Source organism: Parasphingopyxis sp. (genome assembly GCF_028279465.1).
GTDB lineage: Bacteria > Pseudomonadota > Alphaproteobacteria > Sphingomonadales > Sphingomonadaceae > Parasphingopyxis.
In genome coordinates this window covers 106105-125113 of the sequence record NZ_JANQNS010000007.1, presented here as the reverse complement: position 1 = coordinate 125113, position 19009 = coordinate 106105, and the positions used below count along the sequence as shown (strand labels likewise).

The 19009-nt window shown below is 64.1% G+C and carries 22 protein-coding genes; 14 read left to right on the top strand and 8 right to left on the bottom strand.

Annotated elements, in window-relative coordinates; translation table 11 throughout:
• The 9 genes from Q0974_RS04305 to Q0974_RS04265 all read left to right on the top strand — a co-directional run.
• On the top strand, positions 1-1086 hold a 1086-nt coding region (locus Q0974_RS04305), incomplete at its 5' end, for an MmgE/PrpD family protein (RefSeq protein ID WP_299323063.1).
• On the top strand, positions 1083-2456 hold the full coding sequence (locus Q0974_RS04300) for a phenylacetate--CoA ligase family protein (RefSeq protein WP_299323060.1): 1374 nt from the start codon (positions 1083-1085) through the stop codon (positions 2454-2456). The genes Q0974_RS04305 and Q0974_RS04300, both read left to right, overlap by 4 nt.
• Positions 2453-3763, top strand: coding sequence for an amidase (locus Q0974_RS04295; RefSeq protein ID WP_299323058.1), 1311 nt, complete (start codon positions 2453-2455; stop codon positions 3761-3763). The genes Q0974_RS04300 and Q0974_RS04295 overlap by 4 nt, the downstream gene beginning before the upstream one ends.
• Positions 3764-3785: 22 nt before the next feature.
• Complete coding sequence (locus tag Q0974_RS04290; RefSeq protein ID WP_299323055.1) at positions 3786-4094, top strand: REDY-like protein HapK; 309 nt, start codon at positions 3786-3788, stop codon at positions 4092-4094.
• A gap of 10 nt (positions 4095-4104) precedes the next feature.
• A complete protein-coding gene (locus Q0974_RS04285) occupies positions 4105-4905 on the top strand; it encodes an SDR family NAD(P)-dependent oxidoreductase (RefSeq protein WP_299323053.1) in 801 nt (266 codons plus the stop codon).
• Positions 4905-5771 carry a polysaccharide deacetylase family protein gene (locus Q0974_RS04280; protein ID WP_299323050.1) on the top strand — a complete coding sequence of 289 codons (867 nt, stop codon included), beginning with the start codon at positions 4905-4907 and terminating at the stop codon, positions 5769-5771. The genes Q0974_RS04285 and Q0974_RS04280 overlap by 1 nt, the downstream gene beginning before the upstream one ends.
• The gene (locus Q0974_RS04275) at positions 5768-6532 is read left to right on the top strand and encodes an enoyl-CoA hydratase-related protein (protein ID WP_299323048.1); all 765 of its coding nucleotides are present in this window, start codon (positions 5768-5770) and stop codon (positions 6530-6532) included. The genes Q0974_RS04280 and Q0974_RS04275 overlap by 4 nt, the downstream gene beginning before the upstream one ends.
• Positions 6533-6650: 118 nt before the next feature.
• Positions 6651-7544, top strand: a complete 894-nt coding sequence (locus Q0974_RS04270) for a hypothetical protein (protein ID WP_299323045.1) — start codon at positions 6651-6653, stop codon at positions 7542-7544.
• Positions 7541-7867, top strand: coding sequence for a YciI family protein (locus Q0974_RS04265; RefSeq protein WP_299323030.1), 327 nt, complete (start codon positions 7541-7543; stop codon positions 7865-7867). Before Q0974_RS04270 ends, Q0974_RS04265 begins: the two co-directional genes overlap by 4 nt.
• A 1-nt stretch (position 7868) precedes the next feature.
• Here the strand turns inward: Q0974_RS04265 and Q0974_RS04260 are convergent, their stop codons facing one another.
• From Q0974_RS04260 to Q0974_RS04250, 3 genes are read right to left on the bottom strand one after another with little or no spacing between them, the layout of a single operon-like run.
• The gene (locus tag Q0974_RS04260; RefSeq protein WP_299323028.1) at positions 7869-8456 is read right to left on the bottom strand and encodes a carboxymuconolactone decarboxylase family protein; all 588 of its coding nucleotides are present in this window, start codon (positions 8454-8456) and stop codon (positions 7869-7871) included.
• Positions 8456-9433: a quinone oxidoreductase gene (locus Q0974_RS04255; RefSeq protein ID WP_299323026.1), complete on the bottom strand. Its 978-nt coding sequence runs from the start codon at positions 9431-9433 to the stop codon at positions 8456-8458. The genes Q0974_RS04260 and Q0974_RS04255 overlap by 1 nt, the downstream gene beginning before the upstream one ends.
• Positions 9430-10224, bottom strand: a complete 795-nt coding sequence (locus Q0974_RS04250; RefSeq protein WP_299323025.1) for a hypothetical protein — start codon at positions 10222-10224, stop codon at positions 9430-9432. The genes Q0974_RS04255 and Q0974_RS04250 overlap by 4 nt, the downstream gene beginning before the upstream one ends.
• A gap of 122 nt (positions 10225-10346) precedes the next feature.
• On the opposite strand from Q0974_RS04250, the gene Q0974_RS04245 reads away from it, so the two are divergent.
• The 3 genes from Q0974_RS04245 (at position 10347) to Q0974_RS04235 (ending at position 13035) form a co-directional block, all read left to right on the top strand.
• Positions 10347-11108: a hypothetical protein gene (locus Q0974_RS04245; protein WP_299323023.1), complete on the top strand. Its 762-nt coding sequence runs from the start codon at positions 10347-10349 to the stop codon at positions 11106-11108.
• A gap of 9 nt (positions 11109-11117) precedes the next feature.
• The gene (locus Q0974_RS04240; protein WP_299323021.1) at positions 11118-11423 is read left to right on the top strand and encodes a DUF1330 domain-containing protein; all 306 of its coding nucleotides are present in this window, start codon (positions 11118-11120) and stop codon (positions 11421-11423) included.
• A 79-nt stretch (positions 11424-11502) separates the two neighbouring features.
• Complete coding sequence (locus tag Q0974_RS04235; protein ID WP_299323019.1) at positions 11503-13035, top strand: acetyl-CoA acetyltransferase; 1533 nt, start codon at positions 11503-11505, stop codon at positions 13033-13035.
• Positions 13036-13038: 3 nt separating this feature from the next.
• Here the strand turns inward: Q0974_RS04235 and Q0974_RS04230 are convergent, their stop codons facing one another.
• Both Q0974_RS04230 and Q0974_RS04225 read right to left on the bottom strand, forming a co-directional pair.
• Positions 13039-13548: a flavin reductase family protein gene (locus tag Q0974_RS04230; RefSeq protein ID WP_299323017.1), complete on the bottom strand. Its 510-nt coding sequence runs from the start codon at positions 13546-13548 to the stop codon at positions 13039-13041.
• A gap of 37 nt (positions 13549-13585) precedes the next feature.
• Entirely contained in the window at positions 13586-14746 is a 1161-nt protein-coding gene (locus tag Q0974_RS04225; RefSeq protein ID WP_299323015.1) for an acyl-CoA dehydrogenase family protein, read from the bottom strand.
• 219 nt (positions 14747-14965) lie between these two features.
• On the opposite strand from Q0974_RS04225, the gene Q0974_RS04220 reads away from it, so the two are divergent.
• On the top strand, positions 14966-15421 hold the full coding sequence (locus Q0974_RS04220) for a MaoC family dehydratase (protein ID WP_299323013.1): 456 nt from the start codon (positions 14966-14968) through the stop codon (positions 15419-15421).
• Here Q0974_RS04220 and Q0974_RS04215 read toward each other — a convergent pair.
• The 3 genes from Q0974_RS04215 to Q0974_RS04205 all read right to left on the bottom strand — a co-directional run bounded on the left by Q0974_RS04215 (position 15418) and on the right by Q0974_RS04205 (position 18433).
• The gene (locus Q0974_RS04215; protein WP_299323011.1) at positions 15418-17052 is read right to left on the bottom strand and encodes a tetratricopeptide repeat protein; all 1635 of its coding nucleotides are present in this window, start codon (positions 17050-17052) and stop codon (positions 15418-15420) included. The two genes, Q0974_RS04220 and Q0974_RS04215, sit on opposite strands and share 4 nt — an antisense overlap.
• A 139-nt stretch (positions 17053-17191) precedes the next feature.
• Complete coding sequence (locus Q0974_RS04210; RefSeq protein WP_299323009.1) at positions 17192-17860, bottom strand: PEP-CTERM sorting domain-containing protein; 669 nt, start codon at positions 17858-17860, stop codon at positions 17192-17194.
• A 117-nt stretch (positions 17861-17977) separates the two neighbouring features.
• Positions 17978-18433: a hypothetical protein gene (locus tag Q0974_RS04205; RefSeq protein WP_299323007.1), complete on the bottom strand. Its 456-nt coding sequence runs from the start codon at positions 18431-18433 to the stop codon at positions 17978-17980.
• Between the two features lie 106 nt (positions 18434-18539).
• On the opposite strand from Q0974_RS04205, the gene Q0974_RS04200 reads away from it, so the two are divergent.
• Positions 18540-18920 (top strand): histidine triad nucleotide-binding protein, encoded by a 381-nt coding sequence (locus Q0974_RS04200; RefSeq protein WP_299323004.1) that lies wholly within the window; start codon positions 18540-18542, stop codon positions 18918-18920.
• Positions 18921-19009 lie beyond the last annotated feature (89 nt).

The following is a 19009-nucleotide window of genomic DNA, read 5'->3' as shown; positions in this document are numbered from 1 at the left end:
GCCGCCTGGTGCAACGGGTTCGCGATCCACTGCCTCGAATGGGATGCGGTGCACGAACCAGCCGTCGTCCATGTGCTGTCGGTCGTAACCGCTGCCCTGCTGGCTGCGTCAGACCGGAAAGGCGGGAGTGATCCCGATGCCTTTCTGGCCGCGCTCGCGGTCGGCGTCGATATCGCCAGCGGCATGGGCGTCGCGGCGACCGGCGCCATGCAGTTTTTCCGTCCGGCGACCGCGGGCGTGATCGGCGCGGCGCTGGCCGTTGCTCGGCTTGAGAATCTGCCACCCGAGCGTTTCGCCGATGTCCTCGGACTCGCCTATTCGCAGGCTGCCGGGACGATGCAGGCCCATGTCGAGGCTTCTATCGCGCTGCCGCTCCAGATTGGCAATGCCGCGCGCGCCGCAATCACCGCCGTCGATCTCGCGAGAACCGGAATGGACGGCCCGCATGACGCACTCGAAGGGCCATTCGGCTATTTCGCGCTCTTCGAACCCGGTAGGTTACCGCGCTACACCGATGCGATCGGCAAACACTGGCTGATCGAAGAGGTCAGCATCAAGCCCTTTCCGTCGGGCCGGGCCAGCCATGGCGTGCTCGGCACGATTGACGATATGCTGCGCGCGAGCGAGCTCGATCCCGCAGCCGTGGAGAGCGTGGATGTCGCCGCGCCGCCACTCATAAACCGGCTCGTCGGCCGACCCTATATGCCGGACATGACGCCAAGCTATGCGCGGCTCTGCCTCGCCTTTCTCGTGCCGCTGCTCCTGCGCGACGGAATCGTCAATCCGGCCTGCTTCACTGCCGACCAGTTCGCCGATCCCGCGCTGTCGGCGCTCGGCGAAAAGGTCACCGTCCGGCTCGACGACAATCCCGATCCCAACGCGCTCGCGCCGCAGCAGCTTACGATCACGCTCAAAAATGGCGGCCATATCGCGCGCACCATCACCGGCAATCTCGGCAGCCCGGAAGCGCGGATGAGCGCCGAACAGGCGAAGGCCAAATATGATCTCTGCCGTACGCTCGCATCGCCCGATGCGGACGCACGGCTTTTCGACGACCCCTTAGGCTACGCAACGGACCCGCAATGAGCTTTCCCACCTATTTCGAGGCCTTCGACGCCAAACAGATGCTGGCCGATTATCCGGTCGGCGAAGAGTTCGTGTCGCGCTACACGGCCATGTCGCGCGATGAACTCCATGCGATCCAGGATGCGCAGTTCAAGCGGCTGATGAAACGCGGCTGGGAGATTCCTTTCTACCAGCGGCTTTGGGGCGAGAAGGGCATCGAGCCCGGCGATATCGGCGGGCTGCCGGACATCGCCAGGTTGCCCGTGTACGACAAGTCGGACCTGATGGCCTCGGTCAACGAGCATCCGCCCTATGGCGATTTCGACGGGCGCGGCAAGGGTGCGGACAGCGACCCTGTCGTCTTCCACACGACGAGCGGGACGACGGGCCGGCCGCAGCCGCTGATGTTCGGGCCCAAGGGGCGCGAGGTCACTAACCTGCTCGTCGGCCGCATGTATCGCTGGATGGGACTCACCGGGGACGATGTGATCCAGTCGGTCTACGGCCATGGTATGATCAATGGCGGCCATTATATCCGCGAGGCCGTCACGCATTTCACGAACGCGCTGTTCCTCTCCGCAGGGACCGGGATCGAGACGCGTTCGGTCAATCAGGTCAACCTCATGGCCGATTTCGGCGTCACCGTGATGGTCGGCTTTGTCGATTATGTCCGCAAGCTTGCCGAAGTCGCCGAGGCCGAAAAGCTGTTCGACCGGATCAAGCTGCGCATGATCATTGGCCATCTGGGAACGGAGGACCGCGCCTCGACCGAGGACGCCTGGCACGGCGCGAAAGCCTATGACTGGTACGGGGTCGGGGATACCGGATCGATCGCGGGCGAGGGGCCGGACCGCAACGGATTATACGTCTGGGAGGACGCGCAATATCTTGAGCTGCTCGACGTCGATACCGGCGCGCCGGTGGCAGCGGGCGAGACCGGCGATATGGTCGTCACCTGCCTGTTCAAGGACGATATCGCGCCCTGCATCCGCTTCAACACCCATGACGTGACGGAGGAGCTGACCGGCGCGAACGATACCGGCATGGTCTTCAAGCGCATCTCGGGCTTCAAGGGGCGCAGCGACAACATGGTGAAATTGCGCGGCATCAACATCTTCCCGCATGCGATCGGCGCGCTCATAGAAAACCGCGCGGACCTGACCGGCGAATATGTCTGCCGGGTGACGCGGGATGAAAGCGGCAAGGATCATATGTGCGTCGTCATGGAAAGCCGCGGCGGCACGGACGAGGGCGAGATCGGCGAGATACTCAAACGCGGTCTCGGCATCGAGGTCGATATCGACATGGTCGGCGTCGGCGACACGGCGAAGGACACGCAGATCGACGTCCGCCAGAAACCGATCCGCCTGATCGACGAGAGGAAGATTTGACCGAGCCGTTCCATCGCCACGGCATTGCCGGCCTGCTCGCGCTCTACCGGGCGGGCGAGACCATGCCGTCGGCGGTCGTCGAGGCCGCGATCGCCCGGATCGCGGCGCTGAACGGCGATCTCAACGCCTTTATCGAACTCGACGAGCCGGGCGCGATGCAGGCGGCGGCCGAAAGCGACCGGCAAATCCTCTCCGCCGCGCCGCGCGCGCTGGAGGGCGTGCCGGTGGCGATCAAAGCTAACATTGACGTCGAGGGGCTGGTGACGAGTGCCGGGATCAAGGCGCGCCGGGAGTGCGTCGCTGCGGCTGATGCGAAGGTTGTCGCGGACCTGCGCAAAGCGGGCGCGATTGTCCTCGGCACGCTCAACATGGAGGAAGCGGCGCTCGGCGCGAAAACCGATAATCCCTGGCTTGGCCCAGCGCACAACCCGCACCGTATCGGCCATACGCCGGGCGGTTCTTCGGGCGGCAGCGGCGCGGCGGTGGCCGCCGGGCTGTGCGTGATGGCGCTGGGTACGGATACGCTTGGTTCGGTCCGCGTCCCCTCCGCCTATTGCGGCGTGTACGGGCTCAAGCCGACCTATGGGGCGATTTCGCAGCACGGCCTCGAAATCTGCGAGGGCTCGCTCGACGCGATCGGCCCGCTGGCCCGCTCGCTAAGCGACCTCGAGATCGTCGCGCGCGAGCTGATCGATATGGCCGAGCCGGAGGCCATCGCAACGCCGGTCACGCTGGCGGGGCTTGGCGATGTCGAATGCGAGCCGGCGGTCTTCGCCGCGTACAAAAAGGCGGTCGAGCTACTCGGTGCAACCCAAACTTTCGCGCTGCCCGATCCGCTGTCGCGCATCCGCTTCGCCGGTTTCATCCGCGCCGCGCGTGCACTCCACGACCATCTGGCCGATCTGCGCGACGCCGATCCGGACGGCCTGTCCGACAATCTGAAATTTCTCATCGATATCGGGCCGAAGCGCTCGGACGCCGATCTCGCCGAGGACGCGGCGGTGCTCGCCCGGACGCGCGAGGCGCTGCTCGCGGCCGTCGATACGCATGGCGCGATCCTGCTGCCAACCGTGCCGCAGGCGGCCTTTCCGCACAGCGAGAAGCCGCCCGCCAACCAGGCCGATTTCACCTGCCTCGCCAATATCGCGGGCCTGCCGTCGATCAGCATCCCGGCGGGCACTGACGACAGCGGGCTGCCCGTGGCGGTGCAGCTGATCGGTGCGGCGGGCAATGAGGCGGGGCTGTTCGATCTGGCGCGCGGGCTGGATTTGCAATTGGACGGCTATCGCCCGCCCGATCTATTCTGAGGAAAGAGAAGAGGAGAGAGACATGCGGATCATCGTATTGTTCAACCTGAAAGACGGCGTAAGCGTCGAGGAGTATGAGAATTGGGCCAAGACGCGGGATGTCCCCGGCGTTAACGCGCTCGGCTCGGTCGATGGCTTCACCGTGCACAAGGCGAGCGGCGTGTTCGGCGACGACAGCGCCAAGCCGGCCTATGACTATTTCGAGATCATCGACGTCAACGATATGGACGCCTTCGTCGCCGATATCTCGACCGAAGAGTTCCAGGCTGCCGCCGCGCCGTTTCAGGATTATGCGGACAGTCCGCAATTCATCCTGACCGAAGACCTGTAGGAGAGGCGCAATGGGCCGTTTTTCGGGCAAAACCATCGTCGTAACCGGTTCCGGCAAGGAAAAGGGGCTGGGGCAGGGGATTTTGCAGGCGTTTGCCGACGAAGGCGCCAATTGCGTCGTTTCGGACCTGACGATCGATGCCGAGGCGGAAGGCGTGGCCGAGGAATTGCGCGGGCGCGGGGCGGAAGTCGCGACGATCGCCTGCGATGTCAGCGATGCGGCGCAATGCCAGTCGCTGGTCGCGCAGACGGTCGAGCGCTTCGGCGGGATCGATGTGATGGTCAACAATGCCGGGATCGGCTTCAAGATGAAGCCGCTGCTCGACGTCGATACGGCTGACGAATGGGATCAGGTGCTCGCCGTCAACCTGTCTGGCGCTTTCTATTGCACCCAGGCCGCTGCCAAGGCGATGGTCGACAAGGGTAATGGCGGCAGGATCATCAATATCGCGAGCCAGGCCGCGAAGACCGGCTTCCCGCACCTTCCCGCCTATGTGTCGTCGAAGCACGGCATGGTCGGGCTGACCCGGGCGAGCGCGGTCGAGCTCGGCGCGCACGGCATCACGGTCAACGCGGTCTGCCCCAATCATGTGACGACCGGCCTCGGCGCGCAGCAGAACGAATATTTCTCCAAGCTGCTCGGCTTCGAGACGGTGGAGGATTATCTCGCCAATATGAGCGCGAAAAACCCGATGGGGCGGCCCGGTCTGCCGAGCGATACGGCGGCGGCCTGCGCTTGGCTCGCAAGCGACGAGGCCATCTATGTGACGGGCGAAGCGCTCAACGTGTCGGGCGGAGAGGAAATGCATTGATGCAGGAAGAACGGATCGACTGGCCGGACGGGGCGAAGATGGCGCTGAGCGTCGTCGTCAATGTCGAGGAAGGGTCGGAAATGACCGTCGCGCGCGGCGACAAGGGCATGGAACCGGTCGACGAACTCGGCATCCATATCCGCGCGCCGATCCGCAATTACGGCAATGAGAGCAATTATCTCTACGGCATCAAGGCGGGCGCGCCGCGCATCGTCAAATTGCTGCGCGAATATGACATCATGGCAAGCTGGACGGTCGCGGCGATGAGCCTCGAAAACCATCCCGAGATCGCCGAAGCCATTGCAGAGCTCGGCCATGAGCCGGTCAGCCATGGGTGGCGCTGGGTTCACCAGTTCAAGCTCGACGAAGAGGCCGAGCGCGCATTCATCCGCAAGGCCGTAAGCTCGATCGAGAAGACGGTCGGCGTCCGGCCCTATGGCTGGCTCTCGCGCTATTTCCATACCGATGAGACGCGGCGGCTGCTGATCGAGGAGGGCTTCGCCTATCATATGGACGATTATTCGGGCGATGTGCCGTACTGGGATCGCGAAACCGTGCCCGACAAACCGCTCGTGATCGTCCCCTATCAGCTCGACAATAATGACATGAAGATGTGGACCGATCCGGCGCTGACCCCGCATCAATGGCTCGATTACGCCAAGGCCAATTTCGACCAGATTTATCGCGAGGGCGCGGACGGCAATCCGAAAATGATGAGCCTTGGCCTGCACCTGCGCATCATCGGCCGGCCGGGCCGCATTTGGGCGCTTGAGGAATTTTTCAAACATGTCCGCGCGCATGACGATGTCTGGGTGACGACTCGGCACGCGATCGCCCAGCATTTTGCGCAGGTGGAGCCCGCATGACCCTCCGCCTCGAAAAAGAGGGCCAGATTGCGCGGCTGCTGATCGACCGGCCGGACAAGCGCAATGCCTTCACGCAGGACATGTGGGAGCTGTTCCCGGCGCTACTCGCCGATGCGATGGGCGACGATGCGATCCGCGTGCTGATCGTCAGCGCGAGCGAGAAGAACAGCGCGTTCAGCGCGGGCGCCGATATCGCGGAATTCGCGGCCGGCGCGAAGGATGCGGAATGGCGCGCTAAGAACCAAGCCGCGATCCGCAAAGTGCAGCACGATCTCGCCCGCGCGCCGAAGCCGACCGTCGCGGTGATCGACCAGGATTGTATCGGCGGCGGCTGCGGCATCGCGATCGCCTGCGATCTGCGCATTGCCGGGCCCAAGGCGCGGTTCGGCATTACCCCGGCCAAGCTCGGCCTCGTCTATTCGCTGCACGACACCAAGCTGCTCGTCGATCTGGTGGGCCCGGCCCAGGCGAAGCGCATCCTGTTCACGGGGCAGTTGCTCTCGGTCGGGGAAGCGCAGCGGATGGGGCTCGTCACGATCCTCGCCGATGACCCGCATGAAGAGGCGGCGGCGCTGGCTGAAACCATGGCGTCGGTCTCGCCGCACAGCCAGCGGATGAGCAAGGCGATCGTCCGGCGTATCCTCGACGGACAGGCGGACGACGATGCGGAGACTGCCGCGCAATTCGATGCCGCGTTCGAAGGCGAAGACTTCAAGGAAGGTGTCGCCGCGTTCCTCGAAAAGCGAAAGGCGGAGTTTTGAGTTATTTACGAGCAAGTACCGTTAGCCCTGAGCCTGTCGAAGGGCGTCTATCGGTGGAGAAGCGCCCTTCGACAGGCTCAGGGCTAACGGTCTGTGGAAGAGAGGCTGGGAGAGCGAGTTGAAACACGGATCCATTCTCGGCGGGGTCGTCACGACGCCCGATCTGGACATGGCGCTGGCCGATTATGAGGGAACGCTCGGCCTGAAGCTGCTCGAACGCGGCAAGCTGCCCGACGATCTCGCGGCGAGCTGGGGTGTGCCCGCGAGCGCGGGGCAGCCGATGGCGATCCTGCAGCCGCAAAGCGGCGCGCCTTGCTTTATCCGTCTCGTCGAACAGCCCGATCATCCCGATTTCAAGCCGACCCGCACCTATGGCTGGGCGGCCTATGAGCTAACGGTCCAGGATGTGTTCGGCTGGCCGGACCGGCTGCGGGGCAGCGGCTTCGATATCGTCGGGCCGCCCAAGGAGCTGGAGGGTCTCCCTTTTTTCGTGCCGATGCAGGTGCTCGGGCGCGGCCGGGAGATGGTCTATCTGAACGAAGTGCGCGAGAATACGCCGTCGTCGGATTTGCCACACGCCGGATCGCTGACCGACCATATCTTCATCGTGATCCTTGCAACGCCGGAGCGGGCCGAAACGGTCGTCTGGTATTGCACGACGCTCGGCCTCGACGAAGGCGATACCTATACGCTTGAATATACGATGATAAACGACGCGTTCGGCGCGCCGCCGGGCACCCAGTCGGACCTCACCATGGTGCAAAATGACCGGCTGCCGATCGTCGAGGTCGACGACTATCCAGCCGAAGCGACGGCCCGAGCGCGGCACAAGAATATGCTGCCGCCCGGCAATGCGCTGGTGACGTTGGCGGCTGACGATCTGGGCGCGCTGGATTGCGACTGGATTGTACCGCCGACAGTCCGGCAAGGCCCGCTCTATGAGGGCCGCCGCGCCGCGACGGTGATCGGCCCGGCCGGCGAACTGCTCGAGCTGGTGGAGACAGGACCATGACCAAGGTTGCACCGCAGCCCGCCTATATCGCCTGGTGCACGGACCATCCGGGGCCGGAGTCGCAGCGGCTGCGCAAGGAGCTCGCGCAAGCGCATTTCGCGCATATCGAGACGATCATGGACAAGATCCGCGTTGCCGGTCCGGTGCGCGATGCCGAGGGCAATACGATCGGCTCGATGCTGATCTTCGATGCGGAAAGCGAAGCCGAGGCACGCGATCTGCTCGACCGCGACCCTTATGCGAGCGCCGATATCTGGGAAAGCGTCGAAATCCGGCCCTTCCTGCCGGCAGCGGGCGCATGGATCGGCGGCAAGATCTGGTAGTCTAAGCGTGCTTGCCCGGATTCCAGTCGGTTAGCCGTTCCAGCGCATAGCTGAGCGGGGCGTCTTCGAGCGGGGTTGCGAGCGTGTCGTTCCAGCGGTTGAGAAAGCCGAACAGGCCGATCAGCGCGACCATCTCGACGATCTGCCGCTCGCTCCAATGCTGCCGCAGCGCTGCGAAATGCGCCTCGGTCGCGGCATTGGGCGTCTGGCCCGCCGCGAGCGCCAGATCGAGTGCCGCGCGCTCCGCGTCCGAGAAGAGATCGCTCGTCCGATAGTCCCAGACCGCGGCGACTTTCTCGCCATCGACGCCTGACATTTGTGCCGCGCCATGCGCGGTATGCGCCTCACAATAGCGGCAGCCTGCGGCGTTGCTGACCACCATCGCCATCAGCCGTTTGAGACCGAGATCGACCTCCTCAGATCCGTAGATCGTCGCGATCAGCCCTTCGAGCGCGCCGAGCAGTTCGGGCCAGCGGGCCATCGTCATGATGTCGTTCGAGGCGAATCCCATGCGCGTCTCGGCCTCGGCCAGCCGCTCGCGCAGCCCGTCCGGCAGTTGGTCCGGCGCAAGCGGCTCGATATGCGCCATCAGGGGATGAGGACGGTCGAGCCGACAGTCTTGCGCGCTTCGAGGTCGATATGCGCCTGCGCCGCCTCTTCGAGCGGGTAGGTCTGGCCGATATCGACGCTGAGCACCCCTTCGCCGAGCAGCGCGAAGAGCCGGGCTGCCCCAGCGCGCGCTTCGGCGGGATCGGAATAATAGTCGAACAAAGTCGGCCGGGTCGTGAAGAGCGAACCCTTTTGCGCGAGGATCGCGAGATTGGTGTCGCCGACCGGCGCGCTCGCATTACCGAAACTGATCTGCAGCCCGCGCGGGCCGAGCGAATCGAGCGAAGCCTCCCAGGTCGCCTTGCCAACGCCGTCGAAGACGACGCGCACGCCCTTGCCGCCGGTAATCTCGCGCACGCGCGGCGCGACCTGTTGTTCGGTGTAGAGGATGATATGATCGGCACCGGCCGCCTTGGCTTTCTCCGCCTTTTCCGCGCTGCTGGTCGTGCCGATCACCTCCGCGCCCAGATGTTTGAGCCACTGGACAAGCAACTGCCCTGTGCCGCCAGCCGCGGCATGGACGAGCACCGGCCAGCCGCTCTCGACCTTGCCGCAGCGCTCGACGAGAAACTCGGTCGTACAGCCTTTGAGGAAGGTCGCCGCCGCGACATCGTCCGCCACGCCGTCCGGAATCGCGAAGAGCCGGTCGGCGGGCATATTGCGTGCCGTCGCATAGGCGCCGAGCTGCGGGCCGAAAGTGACGACGCGATCGCCTTCCTTGAAGTCGCTCACGCCCGGCCCCACGGCCTCGACAATACCCGCAGCCTCCAACCCCAGTCCGCTCGGTAGTTCGACCGGATAGACGCCCTTGCGGTGATAGGTGTCGATCATGTTGAGGCCGACGGCTGTGTTGCGCATCCGCACCTCGCCTTCGCCCGGATCGCCAAGATCGACATCCTGCCAGGTAATGACCTCGGGCCCGCCATGTTCGGTGATTTCCGCGCGTCGCTCGCTCATGCGTCCGGTCCTTCTTCGGTTTGCTGCACCGTGCAACTCGCCTGCATCCAGCGCAAGTTGATGCCGATGCGGTTCGCGCCGGGGTCGGCCCAGCTATAGGAAACCGCGCGGTTCGGCTCGTCTTCGGTATGAACGTAGAGGACGAGGCTTGGCCGGTTGCGGGTCGGCGGCGGCCAGATGACGTTGCGCATGCGGATGATAGCCACCGGCGCGCCGCTATCGCCGCCGCCCGCGCGGATGCGGCCGCCCTGATCGTGCATCATCAGGCCGGCATCGAACGTCCATTCGCTCTCGCCCTCGGCCACGGGTTCCGTTTTGCGCACCGATATCCAGCAGGAGACGGGGCGCGCGCGGCGCATCTCCATCATCCGCCCGTCGGGCCAGCTGAAGGTCATGCCCGCGGCGCTAACCCGCTCCATGCGCACCGGCAAATCGTCGCAATCGCCTTCGCTCCCCGCGAGCACGAAATCTTCGCCCCCCGGCCGCATCAGCCGGGTGCAGTCGCCGGCCGTGAGCGCCGTCAATTCGCCGCGCGCTTCGATCGTCACCGGCTGGCCTTCTGCGCCGTAGAGCGGCTGGCCGAACGAATCGATCGAATGCAGGCGCATGCTGCCATCATCGCCCGTGTTGAACCGCAGGCTGATCCAGCGATCCTGCGGCTCGCCCGCCTCGCCCTGGAAATAGACCTGTTCGGTATTGGCATAGGTGCCGGGCACAAGCTCGGCGAGGTCCTGCGCGGCGGCGGTCGCCGGCAGCGCAACGATTGCCGCCAATATCGGGATGAAACGCATGATCGACCCTCCTCTGCGATGCCTGCACGCTATAGGGACGGGCGGCAAATGCAAATCTGTCCGGACAAATTTTGACAGTCCTGGCGAATCCGGCGAAGAGTATGGGCGGGAGGATCGCGACGATGCGCTACTGGATTGGGTTGTTGCTGTTTCTGTTCGCCGCTCCGGCGATTGCGCAGGACGAACCGGCGCTCGATGCGCGCACGATCCTTGAACGCGCGACCGAGGCGGCGGGCGGCGCGGACTGGCTCAACCCTTCGACGCTCCAGCTCAGCGGTCATGCCGTCTTCTATGGCTCCGACAGCGCCGAACCGCGCACCCGCTCCGACGATTATCGCATGTGGCGCGTCTTCGATCCCGATCGCACGGCCAGCCATAATGCACAGGGCAAGGTCCGCATCCGCGCAGGCGTCGGCGACGGTGTGATGTTCGAAGTCGGCTATGACGGCGAGACGACCTGGACGCAGGACGGCATCATGCCGCGCGAAGAGGCGGACGCCTATTGGGCCTCGGCCTTCGGCTTCGGGATCATCCGGCGAGCGCTGGGCGAAGGTTTTACGCTGACGCGCATCCCCGACGGCAATTCGAACGGGCATGTGACGTACAAGATCCGCGTCACCGATCCGGGCGGCGCGGAAACGATTTTCGGGATCGATCAGCAAAGCCATTATATCCGCACCATGGAGTTCGCGACGCCGCGCGGCTGGCATATGCGCGTCTATGACGATTTCAACACGCTGACGGAGCCGAACTGGGTGCAGGCACAGACGGTCACGCTCTCTTACAATGGCGTCGTCTCGAACACCGTCTATTGGACCGAAACGGTCGTCAATGCGCCGATCGCGGATCGCATCTTCACCTATCCGCCAAGCCCCATCGACTGAGGAGCCGCCATGCCCGCCTATATGATCGTCACCGCCAAGATTGCCGACCGCGACGCCTTTATTCAGGGCTATGGCGCGGCCGCCGGCAAGCTCGTCGAGCAGTTCGGTGGCAAATATCTGCTGCGCGGGCCGGGCGTGGAACTGCTCGAAGGCGATTTCGGCGACGGGGCCTCGATGGTCATTTCCGAATGGCCGGACAAGGCGGCGGCCAAGGCCTTCTGGAACTCGCCGGAATATGCCGAGGCGAAAAAGCTGCGCGAAGGCATCGCCGACGTACAGGTGTTGCTGATCGAGGCGGATAGCATCACGGGTTGAAGGTTTCGGCCGGGCTGTTTCCTCGCGTGCCGCGCTCAGCTAGGCCATCCGAAACCTTTCGCAGGACAGACGAGACATCATGACCGCCATTCCCGATTCCACGCCCGTCATCATCGGTGTCGGTCAGTATGCCGAACGCCCGGACGATGCCGATTACACCGCGCTCTCGCCGATGGATCTGGGCGGGAAGACACTCGGCGCGGCGATCGCCGATTGCGACGCGAGTGGCGATGTCGCGGGCGCGATCGACACGATCGCCGCGATCCGCCAGTTCGAGATTTCGACGCCCGGCGCCGTCGCGCCGTTCGGCAAGTCCAACAATGTCCCGCGGTCCTATGGCAAACGCGTCGGCGCGGACCCGGAGCGCGCGATCCTCGAAATCGTCGGCGGGCAGGGGCCGCAAAAGCTGGTCGGCGAACTGGCGGCGGACATCGCCGAGGGCCGGTCGTCGGTCGCGGCGGTCGTCGGGTCCGAAGCGATTTCGACGGTGCTGACGCTGAGCAAGTCCGGTGAAAAGCCGGACTGGTCGGAAGAGGTGGACGGGAGCCTCGAGGATCGCGGTCTCGGCATGCGCGGCCTGCTCGATAAGACTTTGATCGCGCATGGCCTTGTGACACCGATCTCGCTTTACGCGCTGTTCGAGAATGCCCGGCGTGCCGAACGGGGCATGGGGCTGGATGCCTATCGCCAGGAGATTGGCGAGCTGTTCGCGCCTTTCAGCCAAGTCGCGGCGCGTAACCCCTATGCGGCGGCGCCCGTCGCCCGGACGGCCGAGGAACTGGCGACCGTCACCGAGCGCAACCGGATCGTCGCCGAACCCTATACGCGGATGACGGTCGCGCGCGACCAGGTGAACCAGGCCGCCGCGATCCTGATCGCTTCGGCTGCCCGGGCGCGCGAGCTCGGCGTACCGGAGGAGCAATGGGTGCATATCCATGCCGTCACCGATGCAAAGGAGCTGTCAGTGCTCGAACGCCCCGATATGGCGGTGAGCCCGGCCTCGATCGCTTCGGTGCGCGACGCGCTGGAGATTGCCGGGATCGACATGGATGCGATTGGCTATTTCGATCTTTACAGCTGTTTCGCGATCGCGGTCACCAATGTTAGCGAGGCGTTCGGCATCGCGCCCGACGATCCGCGCGGCCTGACGCTGACGGGCGGACTGCCCTTTTTCGGCGGGGCCGGGAACAATTATTCCGCGCACGCAGTTGCCGAGGCCGTGCAGAAGGTCCGCGCCGACGAGAACGCCTATGCGCTGGTCGGCGCAAATGGCGGCTTCATGAGCAAATATGCGACCGGCATCTATTCCCGGCTGCCCGCCGATTGGATTGAGGGTGAACGGTTCCGGAAGCTGCCGGAACAAACGGAAAAGCTGTTGGTGCAGGACGAGTATGCGGGCGAAGCGGTGGTCGACACATATACGATTGTGCCGGGCAAGCAGGGGACGGTCGCAACGGTCGTTGCGCGGACACAGGCGGATGCACGGATCGCGGCGAACGCCGCGTCTGACGACGCGGAGACGCTGGCGGTCTTGCAGGAGGGCGCGCCGTTCGGGCGGACAATTACGGTGCGGGCCGAGGGCGGCCGCAATCTCTTTACCTTCGCCGACTAGACGCTAGTCGAAGTGCAGCTCGCGATAGCTGCCGCGATAATAGAGGAGCGGGTCGAGATCGGCATCGAAGCGGACCCGGATCACGCGTCCCAGCAGGATCAGATGATCGCCGCCGTCATATTCGGCGAATTTCGCGCATTCGAAATTGGCGAGCGAATCGCCGAGCATCGGCACGCCCGTCGACCAGGCCTCCCAATCGGTATCCTTGAACCGGTCGGCATCGGGTGTCGCGAAGCGCTGGGCGAGTTCCATCTGGCCGATATGGAGGACGTTGACCGCGAAGGCTTCGGCGCGCTCGAACCAAGGCAGCTGGGTCGATTTGCGGTTGAGGCAGACGAGCAGCAGTTCGGGATCGAGCGAGACGGACGTGAAGCTGTTTGCAGTCAGCCCGATCGGCCGGTCGTCTCGGTCCAGCGTCGTGACGACCGTGACGCCCGTGCCGAAACAGCCCAGCGCATCGCGCAGGGTGCGGCTGTCGGAACCGGTGCGGAAATCATGGGTGTCGGACGGCATGGCGCGGATATAGGGCGCGTGCCGGAGTACGCCAAGCTTAGCTTCTCTGGTTGAACCGCCGCCCGATTAGCGCCGCCGCGATGTTGGTTTTCTGCACATCGGTCGTGCCGCCCGCGATGCCCCAGGCGAAGCCGTCGCGGACACGCTGTTCCATCCCATATTCCTTCGAATAGCCGTATCCGCCCATGATCTGCATGCCATCGGCGGTCACCTCACGGACCATCTCATTGGCGAAGCATTTGCCGACGCTGCTCTCAAAGATATTCGGCAGACCCTGCGAGGCGTTGACTGCCGCGCGATAGATGAGGAGCCGCGACGCCTCGACTTTCATCGCCATGCTGGCGAGCTTCAATTGAATCGCCTGAAAATCGACGATCGGCTTGCCGAACTGCTCGCGCTCCTGCGCATATGCCGTCGCTTCTTCGAGCGCGGCGGCGGCAAGGCCGAGCGACATGGTCGCATTGCCGCACCGTTCGAGACTGAACGCCTGCATCAGCTTGGCGAAACCCCCGGCCGGCACGATCATATTGCCCTTCGGTACGCGCACTTCGTCGAGGAAGATGTCGGCGGAGGGAATGCCGCGAAAGCCCATCAGCTCTTCCTGGCTGCCAAAGCTCACGCCCTCGCGGTCCTTCTCGACCAGCACCGCACCGATGCCCTTCGCGCCCGGTTCGTCGGAGAGGCGGCAATAGACGATATAGACGTCTGAATGACCAGCGCCCGAGGTCCAGCGCTTCTGGCCGCTCATCACGATTTCCTCGCCTTCGATCCGCGCGCTGGTCTTGAGGTCCGTCAGCGCCGTCCCGGCATCGGGCTCGGACATGGAGACGGCGACGATCGTCTCGCCCTTCACGACATCGGGGATGATCTGGGCCTTCAATTCGTCCGAGGCGAAATGCTGGATCGTGCGGACCGGGCCGGTCAGCGCCTCGAAGATCGGAAAGGCGACCGCGACCGAGACCATCGCAAACTGTTCGAGCACGAGCAAAGCCTCGAGATGGCCGAGCCCCAGCCCGCCATATTCCTCAGGCAGATTGACACCGAGAAAGCCCATCTCGCCATAGCGGCGGCGCATTTCGGGCGGCACGGGCGTGTTCGTGGCCTCAAGTTCGCGTGCCAGCTCAACGGTCTCCGCGCGCGCGAACTTGCGCGCTGCTTCCTGCAATTCGGCTTGTGCGTCGGTGAGCTGGAAATCCATCGGAGGTGGTCCTTATCCTGTGTGCGGCGACTGTATGGTTTGGTTGGCGCGACACAAGCCCAATACGCATTCATCATTCCGGACTTGATCCGGAATCTAGGGCAAAAACGATAGCGCTTGCTGCCCTGGACCCCGGATCAAGTCCGGGGTGACGGTGGGGTTTAATTGCAAGCGGGCTGGTTCTAGGACGTGCCAAAGACATTATCCGGAGCAGCGACAATGGCAGGCAAATGGTTCGACGAACTCGAAGTGGGGCAGACCTTCGATCATCCGATCCGACGGACGATTACCGAGACCGACAATGTCCTCTTCACGACGATGACGCACAATCCGGCCCAGCTCCATCTCGACGAGGAATATTGCAAGGTGGAAACCGAGTTCGGCACGCGGATCGTCAACAGCTGTTACACGCTGTCGCTCATGGTCGGCGTGTCGGTCGGCGATACGACGCTCGGCACGGCGGTCGCCAATCTCGGCTGGGACGAGGTGCGCTTTCCGAAACCGCTCTTTCACGGCGATACGGTGCGTGTCGAGACCGAGGTGATCGCGCTGCGCGAAAGCAAATCGCGGCCCGATCAGGGCATCGTGACCTTTGAGCACCGCGCCTATAATCAGCATGACGAGCTGGTCGCGACCTGCAAACGTTCGGGGCTCCAGAAGAAGAGGCCGGCCTAACCCAGCCCTTCGCGGAACGCTTCTATCTGCTCGCGCTGTTCGCCGGATATGAGGGCGAGCAATGTGCCGGCCAGCCTGCGCGCATCCTCGCGCTGGCCGTTGATCGCAAGCGCCTGAGCGAGGTGCCAGCGGATTTGCGCATTGCCGGGATCGAGCCGTGCCGCGCGGCGCAGCATCGTCAGCGCTTCCGATCGGTTGCCGCCGGTTTCGAGCGTCACCCAGCCCAGCGTGTCGAGCACGGACGGGTCGTCGGGCACGAGCGCATGGGCGCGCTCCGCAAGCTCGAGTGCCGTCTCGCCCCGCTCGGCGCGCAGATTCGCCATTGCTGCATTGTTGAGGATCAGCGGATGGTCGCCATAGCCCCGCTGGATCAGCGCGCCATAGTGGCGGGCCGCGGCCGGCCAGTCATTCTGCGTCATCGCCTGCTGCGCCGCGCGCAAACCATCGGCTGCTTCGGCGAGATCGGGCGCGGCGGCGCGGCGCGCGAGCATCTCCGCGCTCTCATGGCTCAGCTCGTCGGCAAGCCGCGCGGCCAGCGCCACGACCTGCGGCGAAGCAGTCGCCCGGCCGGCGGCCGTTGCAATCGCCGCATGGGCTTGGCGCGCGCTGCCCGTATCCATCAGAGCATGGGCGAGCAGGAAGGCGGCTTTCGAATGATAGGGATCGAAGCGGCGGAATTCGGTAAGCCAGCGAATGCCCTGCTCATTATTGCCAAGCCGGATCGCGAGTTCGCCGAGCAATAGTTGGAGCGGTGGTGCGTCGCGCGCGGCCTCTTCCAGCGCTGGCGCCAGTTCGCGGGCGCGATCGAGCTCGCCGCGGTTCAGCGCATCCTTCGCCGCGATGAAGATCGCGGCCGGATGGCCGGGTGCGATACGCTCGATCTGCGCCATGGCGACGTCCATCTCGTCGGCTTCACCGCGATCGGCATGGATAGCGGCGCGTGCGATATGCAGCTGCACATGTTCGGGAAAACGCTCGACGCCCGCCGCATAATGGCCAAGCGCACCCTGGAGATCGCCGCGGATCGACGCGATGCGGCCCATCAGCAGATAGGATTCGACGCTCGGCGTATCGCTGGCGAGCGAGCGCCGCGCATAGTGTTCGGCATCGGCGATATTGCCGGTCGACAGCCGATATTGTCCGGCCAGCGCGAGCAGATCGGGATCGTCGCCCGCCGCGCTCAGCGCTGTCTCGATGATATCCCAGGCCGCGTCCGCTTCGCCTTTCTGCAGATGCGCCTGGGCACGGATGCGCTGAGCATAGAGCGTGCTGCCGCCCGCTTCGCCGAGCCGGGCGAGCGCTGCATCGGCTTCGCCCTGAAGCAGATGCGCATGGGCGAGATAGGGTGCGAGTTCGTCGGCGCGGTCGCTATCGAGCTCCAGCGCGCGCTCGAACGCGGTCTCAGCGACAACACCGTCACCCTGGGCGAGCGCGGCGCGGCCGAGAAATATCCGCAAATCGGGATCGTTGGGCGCCGCATCGATGGCGTTGGCGAGATGGACGCGGGCTTCGGCATAATGGCCGTTGGCAAAGGCGGCTTCGGCGCGTTCGGCCGGCGGCCGATTGTCGACGCCGCATGAAGCGAGCATCGCCATGACGGCGGTCAGCGCGACGATAAGATGCCATGGCACGATCTGCTTCCCCCGAACGGTTATTCCCTCAAGAAAGCCTATAGCTGCAGAGGGTTAAGGCGCGGTTAGGTGCGCTCACAAGAAAAAGCCCGTCCCGCGCAGCTGGCGGAACGGGCTTTTCGGGTCCGCTAATACGGCTTCAAGCCTGGGCGGCCGTCTTTTTCCGGCGGCGCCGGCCATAGACGAGGCCAGCCATGCCGAGCGCGAGCAGCGCGATCGGCGCGGGCTCGGGCACTTCGGTCGGCCGCCGCACGAGCTTGGCGTTGACGTCCCAATGCCGCTCGGCATCGCCGTTGGGATTGAGGACGTTCAGCCAGGCCGACAGGCCGAATTCCGGCCGCTTGTCGTTCGCGCCGAAACCGAACTGCACCGTCGTATTGCCGGTCAGCGGATCGTTCGGGTCCAGCGTGAACGGATTGCTGAAACCGGCGAAATCGAACGTGCCGCTGGCATTGGTGAAATAGTCCTGCCGCAACGGATCGGCGGGGCCGCCGCCGGCCTTGTAGCTGAAACCGGTGCCGACCAGCGAATCGAGCAACCCGCTGAACTGCAGTTCGAGCGGGGTCAACCGGCCGATATTGTTGACGACGGTCGCGGACAGCGTGCCTGTGCCGGTGTCGGTATCGAGCACGAATGTCGAACCTGGCTGGAACGCCCAGCTGCGATCGGAAAAGGTATTGTTCGTCCACAGGCCATGGCCGCCGCCTGTATAGTTGAACACGTCATAGGTGATGATTTCCGCCTGAGCCGGCTGGCTCAGGGCGAGGGCGGACGATGCCGCCAAGATTGCCAGAATGCCCTTGTTCATTGGTATGCCTCCCAATTAGCGAGGCCGTTAATATTTTCTAAATCTTAATTAAGTCCTTATGAACAAGGTAAATTTCGAAAATTTTCGTTTACCATAAGCAGTTTGCGATCTCGCCGATTATGGCAGCGGCGTCAATGTGCCCGCAGCGACATTGAGACGGAACCGGAGCGTTCCCTCGATCAGGCTGCCATCCTCCTGGCTGTAGCTGCGCGTCGGAACGGACAGGGTCAGCCCTTCGGCCGGATCGTAGCTGGATTCGGTTGCATCGACATCGATTCCGCCATGGCCGGCAGTAACCCAGCAATGCCTCTCGATATCGCTAAGCTCCGAACCGGTCCACATCATCACGATGATCCCGCCCGAACCCGCGGCCGGTTCGATCGTATCGATCTGCAAAAGGGTGACAGCCCCGTTGTAAAATGTCCGGATACCCTCGCCATTCTCGCCTATCGCTAGATTCTGGAGCTGGGCGGGCCAAGCATCTTCGCAATCCTCAAAGCCGGTCGGTTGCGCCTGTGCGGCAATAGGCAGGCTCAGCGCAGCCATAAGTGCGGCGGTTCGTATCGTGGTCATTTTGCTCTCTCCCCCCCGATGTCAGACGCCGACGCTATCATCGCCGCACTGGATATGCTGTGATCGCAATCATAGGATGGCGCAAGCCAATGACAAAGGATTATCCATGCCTATCGATGCCACCCAGCCCTATGATCCCGACAATATCTTCGCCAAGATACTGCGCGGGGAGATCCCCAACGAGACGGTCTATGAGGACGAGCATGTGCTCGCCTTCAAGGATATAAATCCGCAGGCGCCGATCCATGTGCTGGTGATCCCCAAAGGCGACTATGTGAGCTGGGACGATTTCAGTGCCAGGGCCAGCGACGTGGAAATCGGTCATTTCGTCCGCAAGGTCGGCGAGATCGCCCGCGACCTCGATCTCGTCGAACCCGGCTATCGCCTGCTCGCCAATATCGGCGGCCATGGCCATCAGGAAGTCCCGCATTTGCATGTGCACCTGTTCGGCGGCCGCCCGCTTGGGCCTATGCTTGCGCGGATTTAGGTTTGTCAGACCTTCGGCTTCGCCTCAGGCGCCGCACTGGCGAACACCTTCCCCCGCTTCCCCTAGCGCGCACGACCCGCTAGGTAGCC